The following is a 14,425-nucleotide window of genomic DNA, read 5'->3' on the forward strand; positions in this document are numbered from 1 at the left end:
TGCTTTTTAAATTAGAAGATGATTTTTGATCCTAAGCCTAATACAAATGCATTATCGACATTATTGGTTGAACCCGGGTTAATCACGTATTGTAAATTTGGACGAATCATTAACCACTTGGTCGGATAATAGCTATAGTTCAATTCCACATTATATTCCGCACTGGCATCAAATACAGGGTTTGTTACACGATCGTTTACATGTACCCGGTTTACCGCTAAACCAAGAATATCGTTCGGCTGTGAGTCGAATAAGCCAATATATTTCACGCCCAGTTGCTGTGAATTATCCACTTTATTGGTGGTGCGATCATGCCAGGTAAAGTTGGCAAAACTATGCAAACCTTGCTTGCCAGAACCGGTAGAAGTCAATTGCTGCTCTACAGCCAACCAGCCTGCAAAGCTACGGTCTTCGCCAACAGTGCCTTTTGCATAAGCAACATCATATTGGTTTTTAGCTTCATCGGCCGTGTTGTACATACCACCTACACGGTAACTACCCGGTAAACCATTCACCAATGATTTAGGCGTCCAGATCACTTCCACAGGAATAGTGACACCATCTGCATTGTCAGTATCCAGATTCCAGCCGTGACGTTCCAAAGCATTTTCAGGATTAAATTCATATACACCCACTTGTGCCGCAATTTCAGGAGTCGCCTGGTATTTCACGCGACCACCCCATTGCGCAACCGGGGTATTCATCCAGATATTGCCTTGCCATTTACCCATTTGTGCTGCACAGAAAGCATTGCTCTGGAAATCACAAGCCATCACGTTAAAGTCCATCCCCATGCCTAAACGGCCGACTTTCACGCTGATGCCTTGTTCTTTAAAATTCTTTTCAATCGACAATTCGCTTAGACGAGTTTTTTGGTTGCCACGACCAAAGTTAGCCTGCACATTGGCAAGTTGCGGTGCAGCAGGATCTTGCAAATCATCCAGCGTTGTACTTTGGCCTTGGCGTGCGCTGACTGCAGCACGAATCGTTACCCCATCCCAGCCTGCCAGTTTTTCCATATCTAGCGCCGAGCCTAACCAGAGTTGGCTGGCTACTGTTGCAGCATGATCTTCATGACGACCACCTTCTGCCAGATAAGCAGCATCTGCAGCAATATTGGCATCAAACTTCACCCCTTGCCCGGCCAGTTCGCTACGTTTACCGTTCCAGTCGCCCAATAAATACTGACCATTTAGATCAAATGCTTCAGCGGCTTGAGTTTGGGTCATGGCAGCCAACATAAATGCAGGTAATAGAGCTAGACTAAATTTTTTCATGAGAGAACCAGAATATGGGAAATTTTTAGGTAAAAATCAATTCATTGAATTGACATTATTATGTGAAAATTACCTAATTTTTAAACTCTTATCTCAGCTTTTTTTTTATCACTTATTCAATAAAAAGTTATAAATTAGTATAATTAAAAGTATATATGTTTTTATTTTTCATTATTTTAAGTAACCAAAATTTCAACAAAACCACCTAATCTTTGATCTGCTATTTAATTCAACCATTTGGTTTATTTTTAAACTATTTATACATTATCAAAAAACCAATAAAAATGAGGCTTTACCCAGCCTCTTTATAATCAGTACTTGCATTCACTGACTTACAACCCGATATTAGCTCTAAATACGCACCATTGAACCGCATATGCCCGAATTACCTGAAGTCGAAACCACAAAAACCAGTTTATTGCCTTTGCTTGATCAAGCAGTAATTTCCGTAAAAGTCCGGGAATCACGCCTGCGCTGGCCTATTCCGGAAGATATTGAAAAACTCAACGGGCAAAAATTAGTCAAACTGACCCGTCGCTCTAAATATATTCTGGCTGAATTCGAACACGACAGCATGCTTTGGCATTTAGGCATGTCGGGTAGTTTTCGCCTGTGTGATCCCCATACGGAATTGCGTAAACATGATCATCTGATTATTCAATTTGAAGGTATTGAACTCAGATATCATGATCCGCGCCGTTTTGGCTGTATTTTATGGCTTGATCAAAACTCGCAAACAAAACTGATTGATACTTTAGGCCCAGAGCCGTTAAGTGAAGCATTTAATGCCGAATATCTGGCTGAAAAATTTAAAAAGAAAAATGTCGGGGCCAAAGTTGCGATTATGGACAACCATATTGTGGTCGGTGTGGGTAATATTTATGCCACTGAAAGCCTATTCAATTTAGGCATTCATCCTGCACAACCCGCTTCCAGTCTCAGTTTTCAGCAAATTGAACAGTTGGTTGTAGAAGTTAAACGGATTTTAAAACAGGCCATTGACCTAGGTGGATCAACCTTACGTGACTATAGTAATGCCATGGGTGAAAATGGTTATTTCCAGCAAACCCTGTTAGCTTACGGCCGTGCCGGTGAGATGTGTGTGAACTGCGAAACCACTTTGGAAAATTTAAAACTGGGACAGCGTGCATCGGTATTTTGCCCGCAATGTCAGCCCTTAAAAAAAGTTAAAATAGCCAGTCAGAAAGCCATTAAAGGAAGCAAAGCATGAAATCTGCCATCGTTCGACATATCCTGGTTAAGGATAAAGTGCTTGCTGAACAGCTAAAAAAGAAAATTAAGGATGGGGCTGATTTTGCCAAAATTGCCAAACAGCATTCCACTTGTCCATCGGGTAAAAAAGGTGGTGAACTGGGTGATATCAAGAAAGGACAACTGGTAGGCCCGATTGATAAAGCCGTGTTTACCTTGCCTGAGCGTGAACTGCATGGGCCGATCAAAAGCCAGTTTGGCTGGCATTTACTGGAAATTAAATTTCGGATGGATTAGTCATCAACCCCTTCCTCCTCTTAGGAGGTGAGGAATATATTCCGCAAGGGAGAGGTAAAAATAAAAAACGGCACCCAAAGTGCCGTTTTTTATTTACTTGAAATTACAGGGGTGGACGTTTTTTCAATTCATCACGAATTTCGCGAAGCAATTCGATATCGGCTGGGGTAGTTGGTGTTTCCTCTACCGGGCCTTCTTGTTTACGTAAGCGGTTCATAAATTTAACCAACCAGAACACCACCCATGCCAATAACAGGAAGTTAATCAGGATGGTCAGAAAATTACCATAGGCCAAGACATTTACACCTTGTGCCTGTGCTGCCGCCAAGGTAGTTGCATTGTTCGGATTATCACCGAGGACCAGGAACCAGTTTGAATAGTCAACATCACCACCGAGAATCCAGCTGACCAACGGCATGATGATATCTTTTACAAATGAATCAATAATTTTACCAAATGCACCGCCAATGATCACACCGACAGCCAAATCCATAACATTGCCTTTGACAGCAAATTCCTTAAACTCTTGAATAATACTCATGACTTTCTCCAGCTTATCTTGATGCTATTCTTTATTAAAATATTTTGAGAGCTGTATCGCACTATAAATGTGAGGTTAACAGCCTATTATTTCTTGTAATTTACTTGGAATTTAACATCTTGAACATATTGATTTTCCAATTATAAACAAAAAAAATGCTACCACTGACGTGATAGCATTTTTTCAATCATTTAAATCAGTTCAAACTGATTAAATCATTATTTACCAGAACGGTTACGTTTACGTTCATTTTCAGTCAAGTAACGCTTACGAATACGAATTGACTTAGGTGTTACTTCAACTAATTCATCATCTTCAATGAATTCAAGTGCCTGTTCAAGCGTATATTCAACAGCAGGAACTAGAGTTAACGCTTCATCAGTACCAGATGCACGTACGTTGGTTAACTGTTTCGCTTTAGTTGGGTTAACTGTCATGTCGTCAGAACGTGAGTTAATACCAATGATCATGCCTTCGTAAACTTCTAACTGAGGTTTAGCGAATAGACGACCACGGTCTTGCAGTGTGAACAATGCATAGCCAAGGCAAGTACCTTGAACCATAGAAATCAACACACCGTTTTGACGTTTCGCAACAGTACCTTGTTTCATTGGACCGTAATGCGAGAAGCTAGACGTCATGATACCAGTACCAGAAGTCATGGTCAGGAATTCAGAACGGAAACCGATCAAGCCACGTGAAGGAACAGTAGCTTCAATACGGATACGGCCTTTACCGTCAACTTCCATATTGGTCATTTCGCCTTTACGGTGACCCATTTGTTCCATTACAGCGCCTTGGTGCTGTTCTTCAACGTCAAATGTAACGTTTTCATAGGGTTCTTGTTTTACGCCATCAACTTCTTTCAAGATTACTTGTGGACGAGATACGCCCATTTCGAAGCCTTCACGACGCATGTTTTCAATCAGAACTGAAAGGTGAAGTTCACCACGACCAGAAACTTTGAAACGGTCTGGAGAATCAGTATCTTCAACACGTAATGCTACGTTATGAATCAATTCGCGATCTAAACGTTCACGAATGTTACGTGAAGTTACGAATTTACCTTCTTTACCAGCAAACGGTGAGTTGTTTACCTGGAATGTCATGGTAACTGTTGGTTCATCTACAGAAAGCGCTGGAAGTGCTTCAACAGCTTTCGGATCACAAATCGTGTCAGAAATGTTAAGCGCATCGATACCTGTTACACAAACGATATCGCCTGCAGAAGCTTCTTCAACGTCAACACGATCTAGACCATGGTAACCCATGATTTTTAAGATACGGCCGTTACGTGTTTTGCCTTCTTTGTCGATCACAGTCACTTGTGTATTCAATTTAACTGAACCACGTTGAATACGACCAACACCGATAACACCTACGAAGCTGTTATAGTCAAGTGAAGACACTTGCATTTGGAATGGACCATCAACGTCAACTGCTGGTGGTTCAACGATGTCTACGATTGTTTGGAACAATGGAGTCATGTCGTCAGCAAGTTCTTCTGGAGAAGGACCAGCAACACCACGAAGACCAGATGCATAAACAATTGGGAAGTCTAACTGTTCGTCAGTACCACCAAGGTTGTCGAACAAGTCGAATACTTGGTCAATTACCCAGTCAGGACGCGCACTTGGCTTGTCGACTTTGTTAATAATCACGATTGGTTTCAAACCGCGTGCGAACGCTTTTTGCGTTACGAAACGAGTTTGTGGCATTGGACCTTCTTGTGAATCCACAAGAAGAAGTACGCAGTCAACCATCGACATTACACGTTCAACTTCACCACCAAAGTCGGCATGTCCCGGGGTGTCCACGATGTTAATGCGGTATTCAGTGTTAGTACGAGCATCAGTCCATTTAATTGCAGTGTTTTTTGCAAGAATGGTAATACCACGTTCAGACTCGATAGCGCCCGAATCCATGACACGCTCGATCTCACCCGCGCGATCGCCAAGAGCACCTGATTGTTGCAAAAGTTTGTCTACAAGAGTGGTTTTACCATGATCGACGTGCGCAATAATGGCAATGTTACGGAGAGTTTTAATATCTGACATGTAAATTCGATACGTATTAAATTTGAGGGCAAATTATACAGAAAAAACTAAACTTTTAGTAGTGACAGTTTATTGACAGTTACAAGTTTTTTTGGCTATTCGCCTTTTTTTGGGTTTGTAAACGCGTGTAACTCGATTAGAATAACGCCAAATTGCTGCTGTACCTTCCTTACATGTCTGATTTAAAAAACTCTCCCGAGCAACAAAATCGTCTTGATTTGGTCTACGGATTAAACGATCGACCTAAACCATTTATCGCTTTTTTGGCTGCTCTGCAACATTTACTTGCGATTATTGTCCCAATTGTCACGCCCGGATTGCTGATTTGTTTAGCGCTTGGCGTTTCAAAAGAAGACACTAATATGATTCTTTCGATGTCTTTGGTGATCTCAGGGATTGCAACCTTTCTACAATGCAAAAAAGTCGGCCCTTTTGGCGCAGGCTTACTGATTGTTCAAGGAACTAGTTTCAACTTTATCGGTCCTATTATCGGGATTGGTTCTGCTATGGTCGCTGCAGGTACGCCGGTTGAAGCGGTGATGGCTTCTATTTTTGGTGTGGTGATTGCAGGTTCATTTATTGAAATGGGCGTTTCACGCATTTTACCTTGGGTAAAACGACTGATTACTCCGCTTGTTACAGGTATTGTAGTACTGCTGATTGGTTTAACCTTAATTAAAGAAGGTTTAATCAGTATGGGTGGCGGTTATCAGGCCATGGGTGATAAAACCTTTGCCAATGCAGATAACCTGATCATGTCATGTACCGTATTGGCGATTATCATTGTCTTGAACCGTGTCCGTATTACCTGGGTAAAAAGCTCAGCCATTCTGATTGCCCTGATTATTGGTTATGCCCTTGCCGGTTTCATGGGACATCTTGATTTTTCCGGCTTGAAAGATGCACCATTAGTACAAATTCCAACCCCAATGCACTTTGGTATAAGTTTCTCATGGAGCTTGTTTATTCCAATGGCATTCATTTATTTGGTGACCTCACTAGAAGCGATTGGTGATATTACCGCGACCTCTAAAATTTCCAACCAGCCCGTAGATGGTGCGAAATGGATGGAACGTATTAAAGGTGGTGTATTGGTCAATGGGGCTAACTCATTCCTTGCAGGTATTTTTAACACTTTCCCAAGTTCTGTTTTTGCGCAAAATAATGGCGTGATTCAGCTTACTGGGGTGGCGAGCCGTTATGTGGGTATCTGGATTGCCGCATTATTGGTCATTCTGGGCTTGCTGCCTGCTGTTGCTGGCGTGATTCAGGCTGTGCCACAAGCCGTACTCGGCGGCGCAGTCATGGTGATGTTTGGTGCAGTGGCTGCCTCAGGTATTAATATTCTGTCAAGCATTCATCTTGACCGTCGTGCCCTACTGATTATTGCCATTTCTCTGGCACTCGGTTTGGGTGTTGCACAAGTCCCACAAATTTTGGAACATCTTCCAGAATTATTCCGTAACATCTTCAGTTCAGGTGTAGCGACTGGTGGTATTGCCGCATTGCTCTTAAATATTATTCTTCCTGAATCGAAGAAATAATTTCATTTCAGCATCAACTCTGCCCAGCATTGTCTGGGCAGAGTTTTTCAATGGCGAGATAAAAAATGGATCCAAGAAGTGAAGTTGTCATTCGACAGCATGAATATCTTTCTGGACGTGTGCTTTTAGTCAATGCACCGACTGATGATTTACTTTCCAATCTAGAGAAAGACATCACCCCATGTTTGTGGACATGGAATTATAATGAATTTCAATATTTTCAGTCACAACAGCCCGCTGTACATTTTGGCGTAGAGCTTCCTGAAGGCAGTTTTGACCAGGCCATTATCTTTGTACCGAAGTCCAAAGAACTGTTAAATTATGTCCTGCATAATGTCGTCAGCCGTCTAGGTTTAGGGGCTTCCATCTTCCTGGTGGGTGAGAAGAAAGGTGGCGTTGAGCGTGCAGCCAAACAGCTGCAGCCTTATGGTAAAGCCGTCAAACTGGATAGCGCACGCCATTGCCAGTTATGGCAGATGACGATTGAATCGACGGTTAAAGAAAAAGCTTTGGCAGATTGGGCCCAAGAATATACTGTTAGCACACCAAAAGGTGATCTCAGCATTTGTGCCCTTCCCGGCGTATTCAGTCAAAATCGTCTGGATGTCGGTACAGCGGTATTTTTACCGTTTTTATCGCAAGTCACTTCAGGTAAAATTGCCGACTTTGGCTGTGGTGCAGGGATCATCAGTGCTTATTTGGCCAAACTGAATCCCAAAAACCGTATTTTTGCCATGGATGTTGACGCATTCGCATTAGCCTCTACCCGCATGACCTTTGAAAAAAATAGCCTATCACCAGAACAGCTGGAAATTACCGCTGTGACGGGTATTGAAGACGCTCCTCTTTTCTTGCATGCCATTGTCAGCAATCCGCCTTTTCATCAAGGCATTCATACCGATTACAATGCCAGTGAAAACTTGTGCAAGACTTCACGACGTCATTTGAAATCGGGTGGCGAATTATGGATTGTGGCAAACCGCTTTTTAAATTATCCATTACTCATTGAACAAAGCTTTGGTCAATGTACCACCAAAGCAGATCAACAAGGTTTTAAAGTGCTGTTCGCTAGCACTGAAAAAAATCTTAAGGAACAACGATGAGCGAAACTCAATCTGCACATTTACAGCGTAAGCTGGGTGCACGTCATTTGAATATGATCGCCATTGGTGGTTCTATCGGTACAGGCTTATTCCTGGCTTCTGGTGCAACAATTGCCAATGCCGGTCCGGGCGGTGCTTTACTGGCTTACTGTCTGATTGGCATCATGATTTATTTCCTGATGACCAGCCTGGGCGAGCTTGCAACCCACAACCCAACTTCAGGTGCCTTCTTTACCTATGGCACCAAATATGTCGAAGGCGGTTTTGGATTTGCATTGGGATGGAACTATTGGTACAACTGGGCCATTACCGTTGCATTTGAACTGGTTGCAGTTCAGTTCATTATGAAATTCTGGTTCCCGGATATTCCAGGATTCTACTGGAGTGCCATTTTCCTTGCCGTTATTTTTGCTATTAACTCACTCTCTGTAAAAGGCTTTGGTGAAACTGAATTCTTATTCTCTTTGGTCAAAGTCATTGCCATCATTGTGTTTATTATTATTGGTATTGCCATGATTGCGAAAATCATGCTGACGCCAAACATGGTGACTTTTGCCAACTGGACTAAAGGTGATGCACCATTTGTTGGTGGTTTGCAGGCCATGATCGGTGTCGCCATGATTGCCGGATTCTCCTTTCAGGGCACAGAGATGGTGGGTGTGGCTGCGGGTGAATCGAAAGATCCTAAAAAGACCATTCCAGTAGCCATCAAGCAAATTTTCTGGCGTATTTTATTGTTCTATGTGGTGTGTATATTCATTATTGGTACGCTAGTGGCTTATGATGATCCACGCCTGTTACAAGCGGCAGCAAGTGAAAACATTACCCTTTCACCTTTTACCTTATTGTATGAAAAAGTCGGTTTTGCTTTCGCCGCAGGTTTAATGAATGCCGTAATCTTAACTGCGATCCTGTCCGCAGGTAACTCAGGCATGTATTCATCCACCCGTATGCTGTTTGACATGGCACGCAAAGGCAGTGCACCAAAAATCTTTGGTAAACTAGATTCGCGTGGTGTACCCATGAATGCACTGTATGCCACCACAGCAATTGCCGCGCTTTGCTTTCTCACCACTTTTATTGGGGAACAACAAGTATTTAACTGGTTGTTAAATATGTCAGGCATGTGTGGTTTTATTGTCTGGCTAGGCATTGCCATTTCACATTACCGTTTCCGCAAAGGTTATTTGGCACAGGGTTATAAACTGGAAGATTTAGCGTATAAAGCCAAGTTTTTCCCGTTTGCGCCTTGGTTTGCGTTTATTCTTTGTACCATTGTCGTGTTGGGACAAAATTATCAAGCTTTCCTTAGCGGTGACTGGCTTGGCATGTTATCTACTTATATCAGCATTCCATTATTTTTGGTGATTTGGCTGGGTTATAAATGGAAAAACAAAACCAAGTTGGTTTCTTATCAAGACATGGATGTTAAGCCCATGAATCCTGATCAGGACTAACTCTACTGTTGTCATAAAAAACAGCCTTTTGGCTGTTTTTTATGTTTATGATCCTCAGTAATGTGCCAAAAATTCTTTCAAGGCAAAGCTGACTTCATTTTTATGGGTGGTACATAAACCATGCGGTGCACCCTTAATTTGCTCTTCTACCCCATGTTTTAAAAGTTTGACCGCCTGCTGACTACAAATTTCTGGCGGTACAATTTCATCTGCTGTTCCATACATAACCAAAGTAGGTACAGTAATCTGGGTTAAATCTTCACGTAAATCTGTTTCTGAAAAAGCATGGATACAATCGTAATGTGCTTTGATTGACCCCTGCATGGCAATACGCCAGAAATTTTGTATCACCCCTTCTGAGGTTTTATTTAATAATTTGTCGTAGCCATAAAATGATTTAGCAAAATCCAGATAAAAATCGGCTCTATTGGCCAATAAATTGGCACGCATTTCATCAAATACGTTTGAATCTACACCGTCTGGATGATCCTCTCGCTTAATCATCAGAGGCGTTACCGCGGCAATGAGCGCGAGTTTAGTCACCTTTTGCTGGCCATATTTTGTCGTATATCTTGTTACCACTGCTCCACCGGTAGAATGTCCGACTAAAGCAAACTCGGTTAATCCGAGGTGTTCAATAAGTTGATGCAAATCTTGTGCATATTGATCAATACTGTGCCCTGCCCAAGGTTGACTTGACCTTCCATGACCACGTCGGTCAAATGCAATCACCCGATAGCCATGTTCAGCCAGAAATAACATCTGGTCTTCAAAAGCATCACTCGATAAAGGCCAGCCATGGGAAAAGACCACCACAGGACCATCGCCCCAATCCTTATAATAAATCGAGGTTCCATCTGTTGTTGTTAACATCTGTGTCATTTTTTCACCCTCTTTTTATTGTGTATATGGGTATTTATTAGAACAAGATCAAAATAAAACTGTGTATTAAACAAGTTATGCTTATGTAGCACGCAAAAAAAAGCAGCCTTGCGGCTGCTTTTTTTAAATCAGTTCAATAATAAATTATTGAGCTGCAGGAGCTTGTTGAGCAGGTTCTGCAACAACTGTACGGCTACCAGAAATAGTCGCGAATACACGACGGTTCATAGCACGGCCTTCTTTAGTGTTGTTGTCAGCAATCGGTTGATCCCAAGCGAAACCTTGAGTAGACAAACGAGCTGGATCTACATTGTATTCATTTACAAGTGAAGATTTAACAGAGTTAGCACGAGCTAAAGATAAACGTTCGTTCAATGCACGTGGACCAGTGTTATCTGTGTGACCTTCGATGCGAGCAGTAGCGTTTGGATATTCAACTAACTTCTCAGCAACTTTAGCGATTTCTGGTTTGTATTGGTCTTTGATGTTTGATTTGTTTGTATCAAAGAACACGCGAAGTTCCATGTTAAGGTCTTCAGTCAACTCTTGTGGAGCTGGTTGAACTGGAGCTACAGGCTCAACTGGAGCAACTTCTACTACAGGAGCAGCAGGCTTCAAGTGACCGCCAAGAACTACGTTAAGACCAGCTAAAGCTGTATAGTTCCAGAATTTTTCGTCGAAGTTATAAGTACCACGAGCTTCAGTACGTAGAGATAAAGCATCGTTTAAGCGCCAGAAAGCACCAAGACCAGCGTTACCTAAAGTACCTTCTTCGTCACTATGGAAAGCAACATCATCGATGTCATATTTGTAATGACCAGCACCTAACAATACATAAGGCTTAATTTTGCTGTCATAGTTTTTAGTGATCAAATCAGAAGTAGCATAGAAGTTACCATTGATTTGAGTTTGTTTGTATTCTGAACCAGCAACGCCAGTACCGTCTACATCACCTTTAACTTGGTTATATTCAGCTTCAAAACCTAACCATGGAGTTAGTTCTACACCAACTGCAGCACCTACAAACAAATCGTCTTGTAGTTCAGGACCATTTGTTAATTCGCCATCCTTACCGCCATTATTGTGTTGGGTGTCTTGCCAAGTATAACCCAGCATTAATGGAGTAATAGTTACGCCTGCGTTTGCAGCAGCTAAAGGAGCAGCTACGAGCATTGCCAATGCAATACGACTCATTTTCATGGATTTATCCTCCAGAGATAACAATTGTTGTTCAAGCTCAAGCCTTAAGTTTTTACTACCCTGAGATAGGCTTTTTTATACCCCAGTTTTATTCTTAAGCTAGTCACTTTGAATCATACAAACACTTTATTTTTTTTCCAAGTGCTTGATAATTTTAATCAAGTAAATTATTGACAAAATTACTTACAATTTCCGTTGTAATTCGGTAATTTTTTACTCAATTTATTCTTATGAATAGCTTATTGTCACTTGCAAATTATTTTAACAGCTTTCTTATAAAGTTGAGAAATAAATCTTACCCGCAAAAAAAACAATTAAAAAACAAAATATTAATAACACACATAATTAAAAAAAAATATATTACAGGATCACTTTAAATGCTTTTTCAAAACAAAAATGGCTTCACGTTGGTTGAACTCATCGTTACTTTGGCAATTTTTGCCATTCTGGCGACCATCGCTTTACCTTATTTTCAAGATATAAAAGCCAAACAGGAAGTCAATACCACTACCAATAAACTAATTTCAACGATTCAATTGGCCAAATCTCAAGCCGTTCTCTATCATAGCAATGTGGTGATATGTCCAAGTCAAAATAAAGTGAATTGTCAAACAAACCAATGGACTACCGGTTTACTGGTTTTTTTCGACAGCAATAAAAATAGACAAATTGATACGGGTGAAAAAATTATTTATACAGAATCTACCGATTTAAAATATGGGCACTTAGACTGGAAAGGAACTTTGAGTGTTCCCAGCTTAACTTTTCAAGCGGAAAATGGCTTGCCCATAGGTTCAAATGGTAGTTTTTATTATTGTTCAATGGTTTCTGATCATCACCAAAAACTGGTTCTGAGTGCGATGGGACATATGCGGATAGAAAACCTATCGAGCTGCTAAAAAACTTGTCAGTCTAAAGACGTAGAGCAATCCCACTTTATTCCTGCTCATTTTTCAATATACTGCTTAGGCTTGGAAAATAATTCCCTAAAAAGTCAATCTCGGAGAAAAACAATGACAGACATCGTAATCGTAAATGGGGCACGTACTGCAATGGGCGGCTTCCAAGGTAGCTTGGCCAGTATCACAGCTCCTGAACTTGGCGCAGCATGTATCAAAGAAGCGATTGCACGTGCTGGATTACAAGCAACCGATGTCGAAGAAGTCATTATGGGCTGCGTGCTCCCTGCTGGTCTGAAGCAGGGACCAGCCCGTCAGGCAATGCGCAAAGCCGGCTTACCTGATTCAACTGGTGCAGTGACTATTAATAAGTTATGTGGTTCTGGCATGAAAGCGGTGATGCAAGCGGCTGACATGATAAAAGCCGGTTCTGCTGAAATTGTGGTTGCAGGTGGCATGGAATCTATGACCAATGCACCATATATCCTGCCTAAAGCACGTGGTGGCTTCCGTATGGGGCATGGTGAAATCAAAGACCATATGTTCCTGGATGGTCTTGAAGATGCCGAAACAGGCCGCTTAATGGGTTCATTTGCACAAGACACGGCAAATACACGTGGCTATACGCGTGAACAAATGGATGCCTTTGCGATTCGTTCATTAGAACGTGCACAAAAAGCCGTAAACGAAGGTTACTTTGCCGATGAAATCGTGCCTGTAACCGTATCGAGTCGCAAAGGTGATGTGGTGGTTGATAAAGATGAACAACCCTTTAACGCGAACATTGCCAAAATTCCAACGCTTCGTCCTGCATTTGCTAAAGATGGCACCATTACGGCTGCCAATGCCAGCTCGATTTCAGATGGTGCTTCTGCGCTTGTACTCACCTCGAGTAAAAAAGCTGCTGCGAAAGGCTTGAAGCCTCTTGCAAAAATTGTGGCTTATGCTTCAAATTCACAGCATCCCTCAGAATTTACCATTGCTCCAGTCGGTGCCATTCAGAAAGTTTTAAATAAAACTGGTTGGGATGCACAAGATGTCGATCTTTGGGAAATTAACGAAGCATTTGCCATGGTGACCATGTGCCCAATGGATGACTTCAAACTTGATCCAGCTAAAGTAAACATTAATGGTGGTGCATGTGCACTCGGCCATCCGGTGGGTTCTACCGGTTCTCGTATTATCTTGACGCTAATCCATGCACTTAAACGCACTGGCGGCAAAAAAGGGATTGCTACCCTGTGTATTGGTGGTGGTGAAGCAACTGCAGTGGCGATTGAGTTGCTTTAATTGTTTTGAAGTCTCCCTGTGTTAAAGAGGGAGACCGGAATATCCCCCCTCTCTCTAACTCTCTCCCTGAGGGAGAGAGCATAAGAAAATCCCTCAACAGAGGGATTTTTTTATGCTTACACTTTTTTATATTTTCATCATCAAAATTTAAGCTGAAGCCTGCTAAATTAGAACCATCAAAAACAACAACAAAGGCTTATCATGCAACTCAATCATTATCTGAATTTCCAAGGTGAAACCGAAGCTGCCTTTAACTTTTATAAATCAGTTTTTGGTGGTGAGTTTTCCAATCTTACCCGTTATGGTGAGTTGCCAGCGCAAGAAGGTGTCACGCTATCTGAAGCAGATAAAAATCTGATCCTGCATGTCTCACTACCGATTAATGCATTTACAGAACTGATGGCATCCGATACCAATGATCAATTCTGTGCACAAAATAATACCGTTTTCACCCAAGGTAATAATCACTATATTTCAATCAATCTGAATGCCCATGAACAAGCAGAAGCAAAACGTTTATTTGACGCGTTATCTGTGAATGGACAAATTGAAATGCCATTAGACAAAACTTTTTGGGGTGCGCTGTACGGTGCATTTACCGATCAGTTCGGCATTAAATGGATGGTGAATTGCCAATTAGAAGCAATGTGATCTCAATTTTTTATT

The 14,425-nt window shown here is 41.7% G+C and carries 13 protein-coding genes; 8 read left to right on the top strand and 5 right to left on the bottom strand.

Annotated elements, in window-relative coordinates:
* Nucleotides 1–11: 11 nt before the first annotated feature.
* Nucleotides 12–1,277 carry a carbohydrate porin gene (locus LZZ98_RS13210; protein ID WP_237788248.1) on the bottom strand — a complete coding sequence of 422 codons (1,266 nt, stop codon included), beginning with the start codon at nucleotides 1,275–1,277 and terminating at the stop codon, nucleotides 12–14.
* A gap of 376 nt (nucleotides 1,278–1,653) precedes the next feature.
* On the opposite strand from LZZ98_RS13210, the gene mutM reads away from it, so the two are divergent.
* Together mutM and LZZ98_RS13220 are read left to right on the top strand one after the other, a co-directional pair.
* The gene (gene mutM, locus LZZ98_RS13215; RefSeq protein WP_237788249.1) at nucleotides 1,654–2,508 is read left to right on the top strand and encodes a bifunctional DNA-formamidopyrimidine glycosylase/DNA-(apurinic or apyrimidinic site) lyase; all 855 of its coding nucleotides are present in this window, start codon (nucleotides 1,654–1,656) and stop codon (nucleotides 2,506–2,508) included.
* Complete coding sequence (locus tag LZZ98_RS13220; protein ID WP_180044018.1) at nucleotides 2,505–2,786, top strand: peptidylprolyl isomerase; 282 nt, start codon at nucleotides 2,505–2,507, stop codon at nucleotides 2,784–2,786. The genes mutM and LZZ98_RS13220 overlap by 4 nt, the downstream gene beginning before the upstream one ends.
* Before the next feature lie 103 nt (nucleotides 2,787–2,889).
* Here LZZ98_RS13220 and mscL read toward each other — a convergent pair whose 3' ends face one another.
* Both mscL and typA read right to left on the bottom strand, forming a co-directional pair.
* The gene (mscL, locus tag LZZ98_RS13225) at nucleotides 2,890–3,327 is read right to left on the bottom strand and encodes a large conductance mechanosensitive channel protein MscL (protein WP_237788250.1); all 438 of its coding nucleotides are present in this window, start codon (nucleotides 3,325–3,327) and stop codon (nucleotides 2,890–2,892) included.
* Nucleotides 3,328–3,545: 218 nt separating this feature from the next.
* Nucleotides 3,546–5,384, bottom strand: coding sequence for a translational GTPase TypA (typA, locus tag LZZ98_RS13230; RefSeq protein WP_086175392.1), 1,839 nt, complete (start codon nucleotides 5,382–5,384; stop codon nucleotides 3,546–3,548).
* Between the two features lie 173 nt (nucleotides 5,385–5,557).
* Here typA and LZZ98_RS13235 point away from each other — a divergent pair, with 173 nt between their 5' ends.
* From LZZ98_RS13235 to LZZ98_RS13245, 3 genes are all read left to right on the top strand, one after another.
* The gene (locus tag LZZ98_RS13235) at nucleotides 5,558–6,928 is read left to right on the top strand and encodes a uracil-xanthine permease family protein (RefSeq protein WP_237788251.1); all 1,371 of its coding nucleotides are present in this window, start codon (nucleotides 5,558–5,560) and stop codon (nucleotides 6,926–6,928) included.
* A gap of 65 nt (nucleotides 6,929–6,993) precedes the next feature.
* On the top strand, nucleotides 6,994–8,031 hold the full coding sequence (locus tag LZZ98_RS13240) for a class I SAM-dependent methyltransferase (protein WP_237788252.1): 1,038 nt from the start codon (nucleotides 6,994–6,996) through the stop codon (nucleotides 8,029–8,031).
* Entirely contained in the window at nucleotides 8,028–9,488 is a 1,461-nt protein-coding gene (locus LZZ98_RS13245) for an amino acid permease (protein ID WP_237788253.1), read from the top strand. Before LZZ98_RS13240 ends, LZZ98_RS13245 begins: the two co-directional genes overlap by 4 nt.
* A 54-nt stretch (nucleotides 9,489–9,542) precedes the next feature.
* Here the strand turns inward: LZZ98_RS13245 and LZZ98_RS13250 are convergent, their stop codons facing one another.
* Together LZZ98_RS13250 and omp38 are read right to left on the bottom strand one after the other, a co-directional pair.
* Nucleotides 9,543–10,370, bottom strand: coding sequence for an alpha/beta fold hydrolase (locus tag LZZ98_RS13250; RefSeq protein WP_237788254.1), 828 nt, complete (start codon nucleotides 10,368–10,370; stop codon nucleotides 9,543–9,545).
* A gap of 144 nt (nucleotides 10,371–10,514) precedes the next feature.
* Nucleotides 10,515–11,570 (bottom strand): outer membrane protein Omp38, encoded by a 1,056-nt coding sequence (gene omp38 / locus LZZ98_RS13255; RefSeq protein ID WP_237788255.1) that lies wholly within the window; start codon nucleotides 11,568–11,570, stop codon nucleotides 10,515–10,517.
* Nucleotides 11,571–11,947: 377 nt separating this feature from the next.
* On the opposite strand from omp38, the gene LZZ98_RS13260 reads away from it, so the two are divergent.
* The 3 genes from LZZ98_RS13260 (at nucleotide 11,948) to LZZ98_RS13270 (ending at nucleotide 14,410) form a co-directional block, all read left to right on the top strand.
* Nucleotides 11,948–12,469 (top strand): GspH/FimT family pseudopilin, encoded by a 522-nt coding sequence (locus tag LZZ98_RS13260; protein WP_237788256.1) that lies wholly within the window; start codon nucleotides 11,948–11,950, stop codon nucleotides 12,467–12,469.
* Nucleotides 12,470–12,583: 114 nt separating this feature from the next.
* Nucleotides 12,584–13,759, top strand: a complete 1,176-nt coding sequence (locus LZZ98_RS13265; protein ID WP_237788257.1) for a thiolase family protein — start codon at nucleotides 12,584–12,586, stop codon at nucleotides 13,757–13,759.
* A 201-nt stretch (nucleotides 13,760–13,960) separates the two neighbouring features.
* A complete protein-coding gene (locus LZZ98_RS13270; protein WP_237788258.1) occupies nucleotides 13,961–14,410 on the top strand; it encodes a VOC family protein in 450 nt (149 codons plus the stop codon).
* Nucleotides 14,411–14,425 lie beyond the last annotated feature (15 nt).

The sequence above is a fragment of the Acinetobacter sp. SM34 genome (assembly GCF_022012365.1).
GTDB lineage: Bacteria > Pseudomonadota > Gammaproteobacteria > Pseudomonadales > Moraxellaceae > Acinetobacter.

Bases quoted from the DNA above. Each gene is read 5' to 3' on its own strand.
- LZZ98_RS13210 (WP_237788248.1), bottom strand. From the start codon at position 1,277: ATGAAAAAATTTAGTCTAGCTCTATTACCTGCATTTATGTTGGCTGCC.
- mutM (WP_237788249.1), top strand. From the start codon at position 1,654: ATGCCCGAATTACCTGAAGTCGAAACCACAAAAACCAGTTTATTGCCT.
- LZZ98_RS13220 (WP_180044018.1), top strand. From the start codon at position 2,505: ATGAAATCTGCCATCGTTCGACATATCCTGGTTAAGGATAAAGTGCTT.
- mscL (WP_237788250.1), bottom strand. From the start codon at position 3,327: ATGAGTATTATTCAAGAGTTTAAGGAATTTGCTGTCAAAGGCAATGTT.
- typA (WP_086175392.1), bottom strand. From the start codon at position 5,384: ATGTCAGATATTAAAACTCTCCGTAACATTGCCATTATTGCGCACGTC.
- LZZ98_RS13235 (WP_237788251.1), top strand. From the start codon at position 5,558: ATGTCTGATTTAAAAAACTCTCCCGAGCAACAAAATCGTCTTGATTTG.
- LZZ98_RS13240 (WP_237788252.1), top strand. From the start codon at position 6,994: ATGGATCCAAGAAGTGAAGTTGTCATTCGACAGCATGAATATCTTTCT.
- LZZ98_RS13245 (WP_237788253.1), top strand. From the start codon at position 8,028: ATGAGCGAAACTCAATCTGCACATTTACAGCGTAAGCTGGGTGCACGT.
- LZZ98_RS13250 (WP_237788254.1), bottom strand. From the start codon at position 10,370: ATGACACAGATGTTAACAACAACAGATGGAACCTCGATTTATTATAAG.
- omp38 (WP_237788255.1), bottom strand. From the start codon at position 11,570: ATGAAAATGAGTCGTATTGCATTGGCAATGCTCGTAGCTGCTCCTTTA.
- LZZ98_RS13260 (WP_237788256.1), top strand. From the start codon at position 11,948: ATGCTTTTTCAAAACAAAAATGGCTTCACGTTGGTTGAACTCATCGTT.
- LZZ98_RS13265 (WP_237788257.1), top strand. From the start codon at position 12,584: ATGACAGACATCGTAATCGTAAATGGGGCACGTACTGCAATGGGCGGC.
- LZZ98_RS13270 (WP_237788258.1), top strand. From the start codon at position 13,961: ATGCAACTCAATCATTATCTGAATTTCCAAGGTGAAACCGAAGCTGCC.